Annotated in this window: 13 protein-coding genes; all 13 read left to right on the top strand. The window is 69.2% G+C overall.

Annotation, left to right across the window (positions count from 1 at the left end):
• Positions 1-5 precede the first annotated feature (5 nt).
• The 13 genes from ACFOYW_RS03610 (at position 6) to ACFOYW_RS03550 (ending at position 15,425) form a co-directional block, all read left to right on the top strand.
• Positions 6-971, top strand: coding sequence for an AAA family ATPase (locus ACFOYW_RS03610; protein ID WP_390227278.1), 966 nt, complete (start codon positions 6-8; stop codon positions 969-971).
• Positions 968-2,314, top strand: a complete 1,347-nt coding sequence (locus tag ACFOYW_RS03605) for a DUF58 domain-containing protein (protein WP_390227277.1) — start codon at positions 968-970, stop codon at positions 2,312-2,314. Before ACFOYW_RS03610 ends, ACFOYW_RS03605 begins: the two co-directional genes overlap by 4 nt.
• The gene (locus ACFOYW_RS03600) at positions 2,311-4,842 is read left to right on the top strand and encodes a transglutaminase-like domain-containing protein (protein WP_390227276.1); all 2,532 of its coding nucleotides are present in this window, start codon (positions 2,311-2,313) and stop codon (positions 4,840-4,842) included. Before ACFOYW_RS03605 ends, ACFOYW_RS03600 begins: the two co-directional genes overlap by 4 nt.
• On the top strand, positions 4,839-5,894 hold the full coding sequence (locus ACFOYW_RS03595) for an FHA domain-containing protein (RefSeq protein ID WP_390227275.1): 1,056 nt from the start codon (positions 4,839-4,841) through the stop codon (positions 5,892-5,894). The genes ACFOYW_RS03600 and ACFOYW_RS03595 overlap by 4 nt, the downstream gene beginning before the upstream one ends.
• A complete protein-coding gene (locus ACFOYW_RS03590) occupies positions 5,887-6,807 on the top strand; it encodes a PP2C family protein-serine/threonine phosphatase (RefSeq protein ID WP_390227274.1) in 921 nt (306 codons plus the stop codon). The genes ACFOYW_RS03595 and ACFOYW_RS03590 overlap by 8 nt, the downstream gene beginning before the upstream one ends.
• A complete protein-coding gene (locus ACFOYW_RS03585) occupies positions 6,800-7,243 on the top strand; it encodes a hypothetical protein (protein ID WP_390227273.1) in 444 nt (147 codons plus the stop codon). The genes ACFOYW_RS03590 and ACFOYW_RS03585 overlap by 8 nt, the downstream gene beginning before the upstream one ends.
• Positions 7,244-7,400: 157 nt before the next feature.
• On the top strand, positions 7,401-9,071 hold the full coding sequence (locus ACFOYW_RS03580) for a GspE/PulE family protein (protein WP_390227272.1): 1,671 nt from the start codon (positions 7,401-7,403) through the stop codon (positions 9,069-9,071).
• 11 nt (positions 9,072-9,082) lie between these two features.
• Entirely contained in the window at positions 9,083-10,696 is a 1,614-nt protein-coding gene (locus tag ACFOYW_RS03575; RefSeq protein ID WP_390227271.1) for a type IV pilus twitching motility protein PilT, read from the top strand.
• The gene (locus ACFOYW_RS03570) at positions 10,693-11,937 is read left to right on the top strand and encodes a type II secretion system F family protein (RefSeq protein WP_390227270.1); all 1,245 of its coding nucleotides are present in this window, start codon (positions 10,693-10,695) and stop codon (positions 11,935-11,937) included. Before ACFOYW_RS03575 ends, ACFOYW_RS03570 begins: the two co-directional genes overlap by 4 nt.
• A 187-nt stretch (positions 11,938-12,124) precedes the next feature.
• Entirely contained in the window at positions 12,125-12,610 is a 486-nt protein-coding gene (locus tag ACFOYW_RS03565; RefSeq protein ID WP_390227269.1) for a type II secretion system protein, read from the top strand.
• 85 nt (positions 12,611-12,695) lie between these two features.
• Positions 12,696-13,118 carry a type IV pilus modification PilV family protein gene (locus ACFOYW_RS03560; RefSeq protein ID WP_390227268.1) on the top strand — a complete coding sequence of 141 codons (423 nt, stop codon included), beginning with the start codon at positions 12,696-12,698 and terminating at the stop codon, positions 13,116-13,118.
• A 10-nt stretch (positions 13,119-13,128) separates the two neighbouring features.
• Positions 13,129-13,752, top strand: coding sequence for a PulJ/GspJ family protein (locus tag ACFOYW_RS03555; protein ID WP_390227267.1), 624 nt, complete (start codon positions 13,129-13,131; stop codon positions 13,750-13,752).
• Entirely contained in the window at positions 13,743-15,425 is a 1,683-nt protein-coding gene (locus ACFOYW_RS03550; protein ID WP_390227266.1) for a hypothetical protein, read from the top strand. The genes ACFOYW_RS03555 and ACFOYW_RS03550 overlap by 10 nt, the downstream gene beginning before the upstream one ends.
• Positions 15,426-15,429 lie beyond the last annotated feature (4 nt).

The following is a 15,429-nucleotide window of genomic DNA, read 5'->3' as shown; positions in this document are numbered from 1 at the left end:
ACTTCATGGCGATCAGCTCAGAACAGGCGACCTGGTTTCACGCGACCTTCCAGGCGCTGGCCGACAACGTCGAGCAGGTGGTGCTCGGCAAGCGGCACGTCATCGAGCTCGCCTTCACCGCCATGGTGAGCGAGGGCCACCTACTGCTCGAGGACCTGCCGGGCACGGGCAAGACGAGCCTTGCTCGCGCCATGTCGCAGACGGTTCACGGCACGACCTCGCGCATCCAGTTCACCCCCGATCTGCTGCCCGGCGACGTCACCGGCATCACGGTCTACGACCAGAAGAACGGCGAGTTCGAGTTCCACGCGGGGCCGATCTTCGCCAACGTGGTGCTCGCCGACGAGATCAACCGGGCGAGCCCGAAGACCCAGTCGGCGCTGCTCGAGGCCATGGAAGAGGGATCCGTCACCGTCGACGGCGTCACGCGCTCGACGGGCGCGCCGTTCCTCGTGATCGCGACGCAGAATCCGATCGAGCAGGCGGGCACCTACCCGCTGCCCGAGGCGCAGCTCGACCGCTTCATGATGAAGACGAGTCTCGGCTACCCCGATCTCGCGGCGACGGTGCGCATCCTCGAGGCGACGAGCGAGCTGGTGCACGAGGTCAACCCGGTGATCACGCCCCAGGCGCTCGTCGGCATGGCCGGCATCGCGCGCGCCGTGCACGCGGACCCGGTGATGTTCGATTACATCGGGCGGCTCATCGAGGCGACCCGCACCGCGTCGCAGACGCGCGTCGGCTCGTCGGTGCGCGGCGCCCGGGCACTGACGAAGGCTGCGAAGACGTGGGCCGCGGCGCAGGGCCGCGGCTACATCACGATCGACGACGTGAAGTCGCTCGCGGTTCCGACGCTCGCCCACCGGCTCGTGCTCGACCCCGAGGCCGAGTTCGACGGCGTGACGCCCGAGGCGATCATCGGCCAGATCCTGCTCGACGTGGTGCCGCCGGTGAGGAGCACTGTGGCGTGACCGTCGACTCGACCGGCTCGGCGACCGGCACCGCCACCGCGACGGGGACGACCCACATCGTCTCCGGGCGGTGGACGACGCGCACGCGCGCCGCGGTATGGGCGGTGCGTTCGTGGCGCGAGGTCCAGGCGGCGGCCGACAAGGCGCGCGAGCGTCTCTCCGCGGCGGTCACGCCGGCGGGGTGGCTGCTCATCGTCTGCGCCGTCGTGCTGCTGCCGCTGGGGTTCGTCCTCGGCTGGATGGAGCTCGTGGTCGCGGGCCTCGTCGCGCTCGTCGTGCTCGCCATCGCGATCCCGTTCCTCGTGGGCACGCTCACCTACGAGGTCGGTTTCACTCTTCCGGTCGAGCGGGTCGTGGCGGGCTCCGTAGTGACGGGAACGCTGACGATCACGAACGCATCGCGGCGCATCCAGCTGCCGAGCCGGGTCGACGTGCCGGTCGGGCGGGGTCTGACGGATGTCTGGATCCCGCTCCTGCGGCCGGGGCACACCCACGGCGAGGACATCATCGTCCCGGCCCACCGCCGCGGCATCATCGATGTCGGCCCGGTGACCACGGTGCGCACCGACCCCCTCGGCACGCTCAAGCGCGAGGCCGCCTGGGCCGACGTGCACCGCCTGTTCGTGCACCCGAAGACCGTCACGGTGCCGTCGACGAGCTCGGGTTTCGTGCGCGACCTCGAGGGCACGCCGAGCGGCGACGTCGTCACCGATGACATCTCGTTCCACCAGATCCGCGAGTACCAGCCCGGCGACGGCAGGCGGCACGTGCACTGGAAGTCGACGGCGAAGACCGGCCGGCTGATGGTGCGCCAGTTCGAAGAGACGCGGCGTGCGCGGCTCGCCATCGTGCTCGGAATGCACGAGGACGAGTTCGCGAGCGACGACGAGTACGAGCTCGCCGTCAGCGTCGTCGGCTCACTCGGCGTGCGCGCCATCCGCGACGGCCGCCAGGTCGCGGTGATCGCGAGCGACGAGATCCTCGACGTGGCGAAGCGCTCGGTGCGCGCCATCCGCTCGCTCGCAGTCACGACTCCGACCGCGGTGCTCGACGACCTGTCGACCGTCGAGCGCTCGGCGCTCACCATGCCGTTCGAAGAGGTCTGCGCGTTGAGTTCGCGGGCCATGAGCGACCTCTCGATCGTGTTCGTGGTGTGCGGGTCATCCGTCGATCGGACGCGTCTGCGCGAGCTGCCGCTGCGGTTCGAATCCGTCGTGCAGGTCGTCGCGATCGTCGTCGACCCGACCGCCCGGCCCGCCTTCCGGCGGCTCGGCGACATCGGCGTGCTCACGATCCCGGTGCTGGACGACCTGCGCAGGATGCTGCTGCGAGCGACGGCATGAGCACTGCGGTCGCTGACGCTCGCGCCGGGCGCCACCGCACGCCCGTCGGCGTCGACCGGGCGCTGCTCGTCGATACCGGGTTCGTGATCGCGCTCGCCGCGGTCGCGACGTTCGCCGCCTGGCCGATCTACGAGACGCCGTACCTGTTCATCACCGTCGGCGGAGCCCTCGTGGTCGCCGCCGTCGTGACCCTGATCGGGCGCGTGCGCCGCTGGAACTGGCTGCTCACGGCGGTCACGCTCGCGATCGCCTATCTCGTGCTCGGCGTGCCGCTGGCCGTGCCGAGTGCGTTCGTCTCGCGCCCCGACCTGGTGCAGGGCTATCACGAGCTCGTCGTCGCGACGGTGACGGGCTGGCGCAAGCTCATCACCGTCGGCACGCCGGTCGGTCATTTCCAGACGCTGCTCGTGCCGATGCTGATCGTGGTGCTCGTCTGCGCGTCCGCGGCATTCGCCCTGGTGTTCACGCGGGCACGCGTTCGCGGCTATGGCGCTCTCGTGCCGATCATGCTGGTGCCCACCGCCTTCGCGATCGTGTTCGGCACGAGTGCGAACGGTTCGCCGTTGACGCTCGCGACCATCACCGTGGCGGCGCCGCGGCACGTGCTCGTCGGGCTGCTCGCGCTGGTGCTGGCGGGCGGATTCCTCGTCTGGCGCGCTCAGCACGAGCGCCGCCTCGCTCTGGAGACCGCGGCGCAGGCATCCGGCATCCGTCGCGCGAGCGGCATCACGTCCGGGTCGCTGCGCCGCCTCGCGGGCGCCGTCGCCGTGGTGCTCGTCGGGCTGATCGTCGCGGTGCCGGTCGCATCGACCATGCTCGTGCCCGGGCCTCGGCACGTGCTGCGCACGGCCGTCAACCCGGTTCCGCAGCTCTCCCGTTACGTCAGTCCGCTGACGAGCTACCGGCAGGCGTTCGAGCCGGCGCAGTACGACACCCCTCTGCTCAGCTATTCGGGCGACGCCGCCGCGGTCGGACGCCTGCGCATCGCGACGATGAGCTTCTACAACGGCCAGCAGATGACGGTCCTGTCGGGCGACTCGGATCAGCAGAACGCCTTCGCCCACATTCCCGAGCTCACCGGCAGGCAGCCCAAGGCGGCGGCGACGCTGAAGGTGACCATCAACGACTACCGCTCACTCGGCATGCCCGACGTCTGGCTGCCGACGGCCGCGAACCTCAGTGCGATCGAGTTCCACGGCGGCGACGTGAACGCGCTGACCGACGGCTTCTACTTCAACCGCGAGCTGCAGGGCGGCGCCGAGCTGTACGACCTGGGCTCGGGTGACTCGTACACGATGGCGGTGGACCCGCCCGCTGCGACGGAAGCGCTGTCGTCGCTCACCCCCAGCGCGGGCGCCGTGCAGGACACCGCGTACATTCCGGCGAGCCTGACTCAGTGGGTGCAGGCGCAGAAGGTGGGGTCCGGCGGTCAGGCGCTCACCGAGCTCATTCAGCGGCTGCGCGACCGCGGCTATCTCAGCCACGCGCTCGTCGCGCCGCCGGCGACGACGCCGAAGAGCAAGAACTGGCTGAGCGCCCTCGGCGTGCCCGGCACGGGCACGTTCCAGGCGAGCTTCGCCGGCGAGTCGACCGACCGTATCAGCGACCTCTTCAGCGCGCTGCTGCGCCAGCAGCAGCTGGAGGGCCCCGCCGCACCTGACAAGTCACTCGTGGCCGGTGTGGGCGATGACGAGCAGTTCGCCGTCGCATCCGCTCTCATCGCCGAGTCGCTCGGCTTCCCTGCGCGGGTCGTGCTCGGCTTCGTGCTCAACCCGAGCGTGACCGGCCCCTCGGCCATTCCGGCGTGCTCCGGCGGCGTGTGCAAGGGGCAGAACCTCACCGCGTGGATCGAGGTCAAAGGCGCGGGCGGCGCCTGGGTGCCGATCGCGACCACGCCGCAGGACAAACTGCCGCTCGCCAAGAAGACCAGCACGCAGACCGAGCCCAAGTTCCCGACGCAGGTGCAGCCGCGCGACGCGACGGTGCAGCCGCCGCCCGAGGCGAACCCGACCGGCGGCACCCACCAGAACACGACGCACACGCCCGACCAGCCCGCCGGCCCCGCGGTGTGGCTGCCCGTTTTCCGCGTCGGCGGCTCGATCCTGCTCGTCGTGCTGGTGCTGCTCGCGCCGTTCCTGTCACTGGCGGTCGTGAAATGGGCGCGACGCAGCGAGCGGAGGCGGATGACGGATGCAGCGGCTCGCGTCGCCGCCGGCTGGGACGAGCTCGTCGACACGGCCGTCGACCTCGGCCTGCCACCGCCGGGCGTTCGCAGTCGCGCGGAAGCTGCCGCCGTGTACGCCGCCGCGGCGCGCGCCGGCAATCCTGCACACATGCGTACACTGGCCTCTGGCGCCGATGAGGCCGTCTTCGGCGCCTTCGACCCGACACCCGGCGACGCCGAGCGGTATTGGGCGCAGCTCGACGAGCAGCGCGCCCGACTCACCGCCAGCTTCCCCAGGTGGAAGCGCCTCCGGGCGCTGATCTCGCTACGGTCGTTCCGAACTCGAAGAGGAGGCAGTGCGTGAGCGAGTACCAGTCGCTCGCCTGGGGCGTCGGCGCTGTCGTCCTGCTCGTCATCTGGTTCGTCGTCATCCCGCTCGGCCTTCGTGGCATCTTCGACGCGCTCGGCGCGTCGCGAACGCGGGCCTGGGTGCCGTTCGTGAACCTCGCGACCGTGTACCGGCTCGGGGGACTCAGCGAGTACTGGCTGATCGTCCTCGTCATCCCGCCCGCCACCGTGGTCGGTCTGGTCCTGCTCTTCGTCGCCAGTCACCGCATCGCGCGGCGGCTGGATCACAGCGCCTGGTTCACGGTGCTCGCCGTCGTCATGTGGTGGGCGTGGACCCTCGCCATCGGGCTGCAGCACGAGCGCGGTGCGCGTGCCGCCGCTTCCGAGCCGCTGGTCTGGTCCGTGCAGCGCCCCGAGGCATCCCTGCGGTTGCCCGGTTCCGACGACGCGACCCCGTCGGCATCCCGGCCGATCGCCCCGGAGCGCCGGCTCACGGCGCGTCTCGAGGCGCTCTCCGCGGAGGCGCCGTTCCATGCCGCGCCGCTCGACCCCCCGGAACCCGAGCTGCCTGAGCTTCCCGCGCTTCCCGAGCCGCCGGCCGAAGCATCCGCGCCCGAGCTGCCGCACCTGCCCGAGCTCGAACCAGAAGACGACGCCACGATCCTCACCAACGGCGACGCGACGATCCTCACGAGAAGCACGCCCGATCAGACCGTGATCTCGGCGCGCCGGCGCCCGCACTGGTGGGTGCACACCGCGATGGGCAGCCGTGTCGAACTCGTCGGCACGGCCGCGATCCTGGGGCGCAGGCCGAAGCCCCACCCGCTCTACCCGGGCGCGCAGCTCGTCATGGTGACCGACGACGCGGTCTCCGTGTCGGCGACGCACGCGGTCCTCGAGTACGTCGAAGAGGCGTGGCACGTCACCGACCTCGGCTCGACCAACGGCGTGTGGCTCGTCGACCCGGCCACGGGCGCCGAGCGCGAGATCGGCGCGCACAATCGCCATCGCGTCACCCCGCGGTTCCTGCTGGGCGAGCTCGGCGTGCAGGTGGTGCGGAATGCGTGAGTCGGTGGTGGCGGTCGACGTGCCCGGTGCGGATCCGGGGCTGCGCATCGCGGCGGCGACGGATGCCGGGCACCACCGGCGTTCCAACGAGGACTCGCTCCTCGCCGAGTTCCCCGTCTTCATCGTCGCCGACGGCATGGGCGGCCACGATGCGGGCGATGTCGCGAGCGCATCCGTGGTGCGGGCGTTCGGCTCGCTCGTCGGGCGCGACGACGTCTCGCCCGACGACGTCGCCGCGGCGATGCGCCGCGCTCATCAGACGGTCGCCGCCCTCAGCGACCGCACCCGGCGCGGCGCGGGCAGCACGCTCACCGGCATCGTGCAGGTGCGTCACGACGGCGTCCCGTTCTGGCTCGTCGTCAACGTGGGCGACTCGCGCGTCTACCGCGTGCGCGCCGGGCGATTCGAGCGGATGACCATCGACCACTCCTACGTGCAGGAACAGCTCGACGCCGGCCTCATCACGCAGGAGGAGGCAGACAACTTCGAGCATCGGAACGTGATCACGCGGGCCGTCGGCGCACCCGACAGTCCCGTCGACTACTGGGTGCACCCCGTCGAGCCGGGGGAGCGGCTGCTGATCTGCTCCGACGGCCTGCACGGCGAGGTGACCGAGGGCGAGCTGTACGACGTGCTCGCCGGTGACTCCGACGCGGGCGGCGCCGTCACTCAGCTGATCGACCTGGCGCTCGCGCACGGCGGCCACGACAACGTGACGGCGGTCATCGTCGACGTGCAGCCGGTCGTGGAGGACGGAGCGCCGGTGGCAGACGACACCGCGCCGGTCGCAGTCGACACCGCGCCGGTGGCGGAAGACGCACCATCGGTCGCGGACGATGTGCCGCCGGCCGGAACCGAACCAGAGCCGCTCAGCGAAGACGCGGCCATGATCGAGGACTCGCGCGATGCCTGACCCCTTCGCAGACGACAACGACGACACCGTGCTCACCGAGGGGCACGGCACTCTCGACGACACCGCGGCGATCAGGCGCCCGGGGCGCCCGGACCCCTCGGCGAACATCGTCCGCGCTCGTGCGCTGCCGCCGCAGGCGCCCCCGGTGACCGACATCCACCTGCTCGAGTTCCGCGCGCCCGAGGTCCCGAGCGGCTCGGTCGTGCGGTACAAGCCGCGCGCGAACCCCGAGGTGAGCGAGCTGCCCGACTTCGACGCGGCGTGGCGGGTGCGTCAGCGCACGCCGCGCGCGGTCGCGCCGGTCGACGTCATCGCGCACGAGTTCGACGATCGTCGCGCCTGGCGCCGCCGCATGATCGTCACGGTCACGGTGGTGGCGGTCGTGGCTCTCGCCGTCGGCGTCGTCGGGCTCTGGGCGCTGTCCCGCCTTCCCTAGCGCGCGGCGTGCGGATGCCCGGGTGACGGCACCCCGCACTTGGGTCACCCCAATAGAGGGAACTGTTACCTCGCGCAACGGTGTGGATAACCTTCCGGAGTGGCCAGGCCGACCCCCGGGTCGCGCAGCCATCGAACCGCCTTAAGGAGGTACGTCTATGGCGTCCCTCACGGAGATCCTGATCCTCCACGGCGCCCTTCCCATCGAGCAGCTCGATCTGATGGCGGCCCCGTCGACGGAGGTCGCCGAACTCGAGCGGCTCGTCGGCTCCGGCACGCTGACGCCCGGGCAGCTGGCGCGTGCCCGCGCGGCGCGAGCCGGCGTGAACTTCCTCGAGCTCGCCGACTTCCCGGTGGACCGCCAGGCGGTGGGTCTCGTGAACCCGACGGTCCTGCGCCGCCACCACGTGCTGCCGATCGGCTTCGAGCGCGACCACCTCGTTGTCGCGACCGACGACCCCGAGAACCTGCCGGCGCTCGACGACATCCGTACCGCCTCCGGCCGTCCGCTCACGCTGGCCGTCGTCGAGCGCGGCGATCTCGAGGCCGCGTTCAACCGCTATCTGCGCGCGGACGGTGAGCTGTCCGACCTCACGGCGACGCTGGAAGAGGAGCAGGCGAAGGAAGAGCATCTCGCCGCTTTCGACACCGAGATCGACGTCGATGACGCCCCGATCGTGCGCTTCGTGAACCTGATCGTGAGCCAGGCCATCCAGGACGACGCGAGCGACATCCACATCGAGCCCGGCGAGCACGAGGTGCGCGTCCGCTATCGCATCGACGGCGTGCTGCACGAGATGCAGTCCGCGCCGAAGGCGATTCAGAACGGCGTGATCAGCCGTCTCAAGATCATGAGCGACATCGACATCGCCGAGCGGCGCAAACCGCAGGACGGTCGCATGTCGGTGAGCCACGCCGGGCGCCAGATCGACCTGCGCGTCGCGACCCTCCCCACGGTGTGGGGCGAGAAGGTCGTCATGCGAATCCTCGACAACACCGCGACGGAGATGACGCTCGACAGCCTCGCGTTGCTGCCCCGCAACTTCGAGGTCTACCGCCGGTCGTACACGAAGCCGTACGGCATGATCCTCGTCACCGGCCCGACCGGCTCAGGCAAGTCGACGACGCTGTACACGACGCTGAACACCGTCTCCAAGCCTGAGATCAACGTGATCACCGTCGAGGACCCGGTCGAATACCGTATGCCAGGCATCAACCAGGTACAGGTGAACCCGAAGGCGGGCCTCACGTTCGCGAGCGCGCTGCGAAGCATCCTGCGCTCCGACCCCGACGTCGTGCTGCTCGGCGAGATCCGCGACCACGAGACCGCGCAGATCGCGATCGAGGCGGCGCTCACGGGCCACCTCGTGCTCAGCACCCTGCACACGAACGATGCGCCGAGCGCCGTCACGCGCCTCACCGAGATGAACATCGAGCCGTTCCTCGTCGGCTCCGCCCTCGACTGCGTGGTCGCGCAGCGACTCGCGCGGCGGCTGTGCGAGCGGTGCAAGGCGCCCGTCGCGCCCGATCCGGAGCGGCTCGAGAACATCGGATTCTCCGTCGCGGAGCTCGACCGGCCGGGCGCGCAGCTGTTCGCACCCGTGGGCTGCCAGGCGTGCTCGCACACGGGTTACCGGGGCCGCATGGCCCTGCACGAGATCATGCCGGTCACGGAGGAGATCGAGCGGCTCACCGTGTCGCGCGCGTCGAGCGCGGACATCGGCCGGGTCGCGAGGGAGCAGGGGATGCTCACGCTCAGGGAAGACGGTTGGGCGAAGTGCCTCGCAGGCTGGACCTCGGTCGACGAGGTCCTGCGCGTGGTGGCGTAGGGGAAGGAACCATGGACAGGCCTGTTTACGAGATCCCGGACATGTCCGGCAGCGAGGTGCTCGGGTGGTCCCCGCGCCCGCTCGTGCCCCCGCGGCCGCCGATGGGCACCCCCGACGCGCAGGCGACGCTGACCGAGACGGATGCCTCGCCCGCTGCGCCGATCGTGCGAGAGACGGGGGTGGCCGCCGTGGCCGCCGCACCCGCGCCGGAGGGCGCTCCGCTCAGCCGTCGCGCCCTGCGCGCGCAGGCCGAGTCGGCGGACGAGCATGCAGCGTCTGTCGCCTCGGTCGCGCCTGTCGCCACGGTCACGTCTGTCGCTCCGGTCTCGCCGAGCACTGCGGCGCTGCCCCTCGAGCAGCTGGTGAGCGCCGTGCCCGCGGACACCGTGGCCGAGTGGCTCGCGGCGCACCCGCAGGCACCGACCGCCGCCCCGGCGCCGGCGCCGGCCCGGCAGCCTGCGGCACTGGGACGCCCAGACCCCCAGCTCATCGCAGCACTGCAAGAGGTCGTGGCGAGCAAGGCATCCGATCTGCACGTCACCGCGAACGCGGCGCCGATGCTGCGTGTCGACGGCGGCCTGCGCGCGGCGCCGGGCACGACCGTCTGGGACCGTGACCGCGTCAAGAGCGCGCTCTACACCCTCCTGACCGACGCGCAGCGGGTGCAGTTCGAGGAAGAGCTCGAACTCGACTTCGCGTACACGGTGAACGCGAACGCCCGCTTCCGCGTGAACTTTTACCAGCAGCGCGATGCGATCGGCGCGGCCTTCCGTCTCATCCCGACCGGCATCAAGACGCTCTCGACACTCGGAGTTCCGGAGTCGGTGGGGCGCTTCGCGGGCCTGCCGCGCGGGCTGGTGCTCGTCACCGGCCCCACGGGCTCGGGCAAGTCGACGACGCTCGCGGCGCTCATCGACCTCGTGAACGAGACCCGATCCGATCACATCGTGACCGTCGAGGACCCGATCGAGTTCCTGCACAACCACAAGAGGTCGATCATCAACCAGCGCGAGGTGGGCCACGACACCCACAGCTTCGCGAACGCGCTGAAGCACGTGCTGCGCCAGGACCCCGACGTGATCCTCGTCGGCGAGCTCCGCGACCTCGAGACCATCTCGGTGGCGCTCACCGCGGCCGAGACCGGTCACCTCGTGTTCGCGACCCTGCACACGCAGGACGCTCCGCAGACCATCGACCGCATGATCGACGTGTTCCCGCCGCACCAGCAGGCGCAGGTGCGCGTGCAGCTCGCGTCGACGCTGCAGGGTGTCGTCTCGCAGACGCTGATCCGGCGCGCGAGCGGCGAAGGCCGCGCCGTCGCGACCGAGGTGCTCATCACGACGCCCGCGGTCGGCAACCTGATCCGTGAGGGCAAGACCTACCAGATCATCTCCGCCATGCAGGCGGGGCGCGATCTCGGCATGCACACCATGGACCAGCATCTCGCCGAGCTCGTCCTCGACGGCACGATCACGCGAGAGGCGGCGCTCGAGAAGGCGCACGATGCTGCCGGATTCGACCGACTGATCCAGCGCGGCGACGCCGGTGCGGATGCCGCGGGCCGGGCGTTCCAGGCCGCCGGCCCCGATTTCGGCGATTCTTTCAGCGGAGGACTGCGCCGATGACGACGATCACCCCCACGACCTTCCTATACAAGGGCCGCGGCGCGGACGGCAAAGTGACCAAGGGGCGCCTCGAGGCGCCCAATGAGGGCATGGCGACCGCCAGGCTCATGCAGATGGGCCTGACGCCGCTCTCGGTCACCGAGACGGGCAGCGGCCTCAACCGCGAGATCAATCTGGCGTTCCTGAAGAAACGCGTCGGGCTCAAAGACCTCGCGGTGATGAGCCGGCAGATGGCGACGATGGCCGGCGCCGGCCTCTCGCTGCTGCGCACGCTCACGGTGCTCGCGGACCAGTGCGAGAACCCGACGCTGCGCGAGACGCTGCAGCAGGTCGTGAAGGACGTCGAGACGGGGTCATCGCTCTCCGAGTCGTTCGCGCGGCACCCCAAGGTCTTCCCGCCCCTGATGATCAGCATGGTCCGCGCGGGCGAGACCGGCGGCTTCCTCGACAGTGCCCTCGAGACGGTCGCCGACGGGTTCGAGAAGGACGCGAAGCTTCGTGCGAGCATCAAGTCGGCGATGACCTACCCGATGGTCGTGCTCGGCATCTCGCTCATCGCGGTCGTCATCATGCTGACCTTCATCGTGCCGATCTTCGCGAAGATGTTCGCGAGCCTCGGCAGCAAGCTGCCGTTGCCGACGCAGATCATGGTCGACATCTCGCACTGGATGCCGTACATCCTGCCGGTGCTGATCGTGGCGATCATCGCCGGAACCATGTGGTGGAACCGCAACAAGCACGAGCCGATGGTGCGATCGAAGGTCGACCCGATCCTGCTCAAGCTGCCGGTCTTCGGTATGCTGATCGGCAAGATCGCCATCGCTCGCTTCGCGCGCAACTTCGCGAACATGATGGCGGCCGGCGTGCCGATCCTCACCGGGCTGCGCATCGTCGGTGAGACGAGCGGCAACTGGGTGATCGAGAACGCCCTCGATCGCGTCGCCAAATCGGTGCGGCAGGGCAAGTCCGTCGCCGCGCCGCTCGCCGACGAGGACGTGTTCCCGCCGATGGTCACGCAGATGATCGCGGTCGGTGAAGACGCGGGCTCGATGGAGATCATGCTCGAGAAGATCGCCGAGTTCTACGACAGCGAAGTCGAGGCGATGACGGATGCTTTGACGAGCCTCATCGAACCCCTTCTGATCGCGTTCTTGGGGGTCGTCGTGGGCGGCATGATCGTGGCTCTCTACCTTCCGATCTTCCAGATCACGACCGCAGTTCAGAACTCCGCCGGATCTTGAGCTTTACCCCCCATCGTGGGGTGGAAACCGCCCCTGATCGGGGGATATGTAGCTCAGGAATTGCGCAAGATTACCCCCACACGTGGGATTTCCGGGCTGCGGCACGCAACTTAGCCTCGTTCTTGACGGATCAAGGGACGGATTCGTCAACACCATTCGTCACCTTCAGTCAAAGGACCATCCGACCATGTATTTCCGCGTCATGGGCAAGCTCAACGCTCGCCGTAACGGCCTCCTCTCCGAAGAGGAAAAGGGCTTCACCCTCATCGAGCTCCTCGTCGTCGTGATCATCATCGGCATCCTCGCCGCGATCGCGATCCCCGTTTACCTCTCGGTCCAGAACAACTCGAAGAACAGCGACACGCAGAGCGACGTCAGCAACCTCAAGACGGCGATCGTCAGCATCCAGTCGAGCACCGGAACGCTTCCCGACCCGACGACGCTCGGCACGCTCGCCGGCAGCGGCGCGGCAACCCCCGCGCCGGTTCCGACGGCGTCGCCCTCTGCGAGCCCCGCCGACTGGGCCAGCGCGGGTGCCACCGTCAGCCAGTACACGAACTCGCTGACGTACACGGTCACCGGGAACGACTTCTGCATCACTGGGACCAGCGCGGGCGGAAAGACGTACTACGCCACTCAGTCGTCCGGTGTCTCGACGACGCCGTGCTCCTGATCAATCGATGAATGAACCCAGTGCGGGGCACGGCTCAGCCCGCGCCCCGCACCGCGGTTCTCTAGACGGTGCGAGAGGCGTGATCATGGCGCAGGTCGGCGGCGATGAGCGCGGCATTGGTCTCATCGAGATCGTGATCTCGATGTTTCTGCTCGCCATCATCACGGTCGCGCTCGTACCGCTCCTTGTCAACGGGTACAAGGTGTCTGCTCAGAACCGGCTCGTCGCCCGCGCCTCGCAGCTCGTCAGCTGGAACATCGAGGACGCGCAGCACTACAACGGCGGCATCCCGAGCTGCGCGTCGATCGCCAGCCTCGTCTCGGTCCCGCAGGCACCTGCGAGTGCCCCGTCGGGCGTTCAGCTCCAGCTTCACTTCGCGGGCGCGTGCGGCACCTCGAACGTCCTCGCCTCGGGCGGGTATCTCGTTCCCATCACCGTCTCGGTCACCCAGGCCGGGACCACCCAGACGCTCGCTTCGGCCAGCACGAGCGTCTACGTCACCGGTTAGGCACCGTGTCATGCTCCGTCTTCTGCGCACACGACTGCGGCACGCCGCGGTCGCGGAAGGCGGCTTCACGCTGATCGAGTTGATGATCTACAGTGCTCTGCTGCTCGTGGTCCTGATGATCGTCGGCGGCCTGATGGCCAATGTTCAGAAGGCCGGCGACAAGATCGAGGCGACTAACGGGCAGACCACGGATGCTCAGCAGGTCGCCACGGTGATCCGCACCATGGTGAGCAACGCATCCGCCCTCTCCGAATCCTTTCCGCAGACCACCGCGAGCAGCGCCAACCCCGGCGGAGACGTGCTGATCATGGCGCGTACGCAATCCCGCTCTGCTCCGGCCCCTGACCAGTGGGAGTGCGTCGCCTGGTTCTACGACAGCGTCGGCCACGCCATCTACCAGGAGACGAGCGACACGGCGATCGCCTTCCCAACCGGGGGTCCGTCCGGCAGCTGGACGATGCTCGCCCACTACGTCGCGCCGAGCGACACGACCCAGCAGGCGATCACCGCGAGCGCGAACTCCGTCACGTTGAACCTCAGCCTGTCCACCCGCCCCGGGGCGGCCCCGGCCACCATCCAGACCGTCGCCTACATCCGCGGCATCACGACCCCTGTGAGTGCACCATGCTTCTGAAGCTGATCGCCCGGCGCCTACGCGCGCAGGGACAGCGCGGGAGCGCGCTCGTCGCAGTCATCGGTCTGCTCGGCGTCGTCATGATCGTCTCGCTCGTCATCGGCGGCACGACAGTGCACGCTCTCGGCTACACGGCAGCGACGCGCGCGTCGGTGCAGGCGGAAGCGTCGGCTGAAGCCGGTGTCTCCTATCAGCAGGCGCAGTTCACGGCCGGAAGCTGCAGTCCGGCCTACTCCACGGCCGCCTCGGCGACCCCGCACTACTCGGTGGCCGTCTACTACACGACGGCGGCGACACCGTCGGCGTGGGTCGCGGGCTGCCCGACCGCCGGCGCGGGTGACACCTACGTCCGTACCGTGTCGACAGGCTACGCATCGACCCAGGCCGTGGCGGGTCAGGCGACCGGCCAGACGCGCTACGTCGAGGCGGTCTACCCGTACATCGACCACTCGGTCACGCTCAACCCGACCGGCGCGGCCATCTTCGCGTACTCGTCGAAGCTGTTCACCGGTTCCGGCAATCTCATCGCCACCGGGCCGGTGTACCCGACCGTGCTGATCAAGTACGGCTCGCCGTACTCGGGCAGCAGCTTTCCCTCGATCTACTCCGGCGCCAACCAGAGCAACATCACCGCGTGCGAGAACGGGTCGCAGATCCAGGGCAACATCGTCGTGCAGAACGGCGACCTGCTCCTGCAGAACTGCGCCGTCGCGCGCAACGTGTGGGTCGAGAACGGCTCGCTGTACACGAGTTGGACCGAGGCCATCTCGGGCGACGCCGACGTGTGGGGCACGGCGAACCTGCTCGGCACGACCATCTCGGGCAGCGCGTGGAGTTCCGGGCCGATGAACTTCCATAACGGTGGTGTCGTGAAGGGGAACGCGACCGGCAACGCGATCACGCTGGGCACGGACGGCGGCGCGAGCATCTCGGCTGCGACCAAAGGCGGCGGCACTTACGACACTCCGCCGACCGTTCCTAACTGGTACAACTTCGCCTTCAACGCGAGCGACTGGACGGGTCTCGGTTACACGGTGAAGACGCTGACCGCGTCACAGTGCACGAACGGCTGGGGCACGACCGGAGTCTCGACGGCGTACGCCACGGGCAGCGTCGTCATCGACGCGCGCGCATGCCCACACGGTGTGAAGCTGTCCAGCGGCAACAACGATGGCATCGCGCTGAACGGCAACCTCGCGATCATCGGCACGGCGTTCGACGTCGAGTCCGGCGCGTTCACCTCCACGTCCGGCACGCCGAAGGTGTGGCTCATCACGCCGGACAGCACGGTCGAATCCCCGACGGCGCCCACGTGCACGGCGAGTGCCACCGGTTGGACGGCCGACTCGAGTTCCGGCATGACGACCGAGCAGACCGAGCTCGCGAACGGCCTCACGCTCACTCCGGCCAAGAAGTCGACAGCCAACAACATCTCACTCATGGTCTACACGCCGTGCCCGGTCAACATCGGCGGCAATGGCGGTGGCGTGTCCATCCAGGGGCAGATCTTCTCCGGTTCTGTGAACGTCGCGAACGGATCGAACATGACATGGATTCCGATCGGCCTGCCCGGGGCCAACCTCGACACCGGTACGTCGACGGGCGGTGGCGCCGCTAGCGCGAGCCTTATCGGCTCCACGCTGTCTGTCCGCGACCTGTCGACGGCGGGGTGACCAG

The sequence above is a fragment of the Gryllotalpicola reticulitermitis genome, assembly GCF_042651345.1.
GTDB lineage: Bacteria > Actinomycetota > Actinomycetes > Actinomycetales > Microbacteriaceae > Gryllotalpicola > Gryllotalpicola reticulitermitis.
The sequence above is the reverse complement of the archived record's forward strand: the minus strand, read 5'-3'. Positions and strand labels throughout refer to the sequence as shown.

Excerpts from the sequence above, each read along its gene's own strand:
- ACFOYW_RS03570 (WP_390227270.1), top strand. The coding sequence starts at position 10,693 with ATGACGACGATCACCCCCACGACCTTCCTATACAAGGGCCGCGGCGCG.
- ACFOYW_RS03575 (WP_390227271.1), top strand. The coding sequence starts at position 9,083 with ATGGACAGGCCTGTTTACGAGATCCCGGACATGTCCGGCAGCGAGGTG.
- ACFOYW_RS03560 (WP_390227268.1), top strand. The coding sequence starts at position 12,696 with ATGGCGCAGGTCGGCGGCGATGAGCGCGGCATTGGTCTCATCGAGATC.
- ACFOYW_RS03590 (WP_390227274.1), top strand. The coding sequence starts at position 5,887 with ATGCGTGAGTCGGTGGTGGCGGTCGACGTGCCCGGTGCGGATCCGGGG.
- ACFOYW_RS03600 (WP_390227276.1), top strand. The coding sequence starts at position 2,311 with ATGAGCACTGCGGTCGCTGACGCTCGCGCCGGGCGCCACCGCACGCCC.
- ACFOYW_RS03585 (WP_390227273.1), top strand. The coding sequence starts at position 6,800 with ATGCCTGACCCCTTCGCAGACGACAACGACGACACCGTGCTCACCGAG.
- ACFOYW_RS03565 (WP_390227269.1), top strand. The coding sequence starts at position 12,125 with ATGTATTTCCGCGTCATGGGCAAGCTCAACGCTCGCCGTAACGGCCTC.
- ACFOYW_RS03550 (WP_390227266.1), top strand. The coding sequence starts at position 13,743 with ATGCTTCTGAAGCTGATCGCCCGGCGCCTACGCGCGCAGGGACAGCGC.
- ACFOYW_RS03555 (WP_390227267.1), top strand. The coding sequence starts at position 13,129 with ATGCTCCGTCTTCTGCGCACACGACTGCGGCACGCCGCGGTCGCGGAA.
- ACFOYW_RS03610 (WP_390227278.1), top strand. The coding sequence starts at position 6 with ATGGCGATCAGCTCAGAACAGGCGACCTGGTTTCACGCGACCTTCCAG.
- ACFOYW_RS03580 (WP_390227272.1), top strand. The coding sequence starts at position 7,401 with ATGGCGTCCCTCACGGAGATCCTGATCCTCCACGGCGCCCTTCCCATC.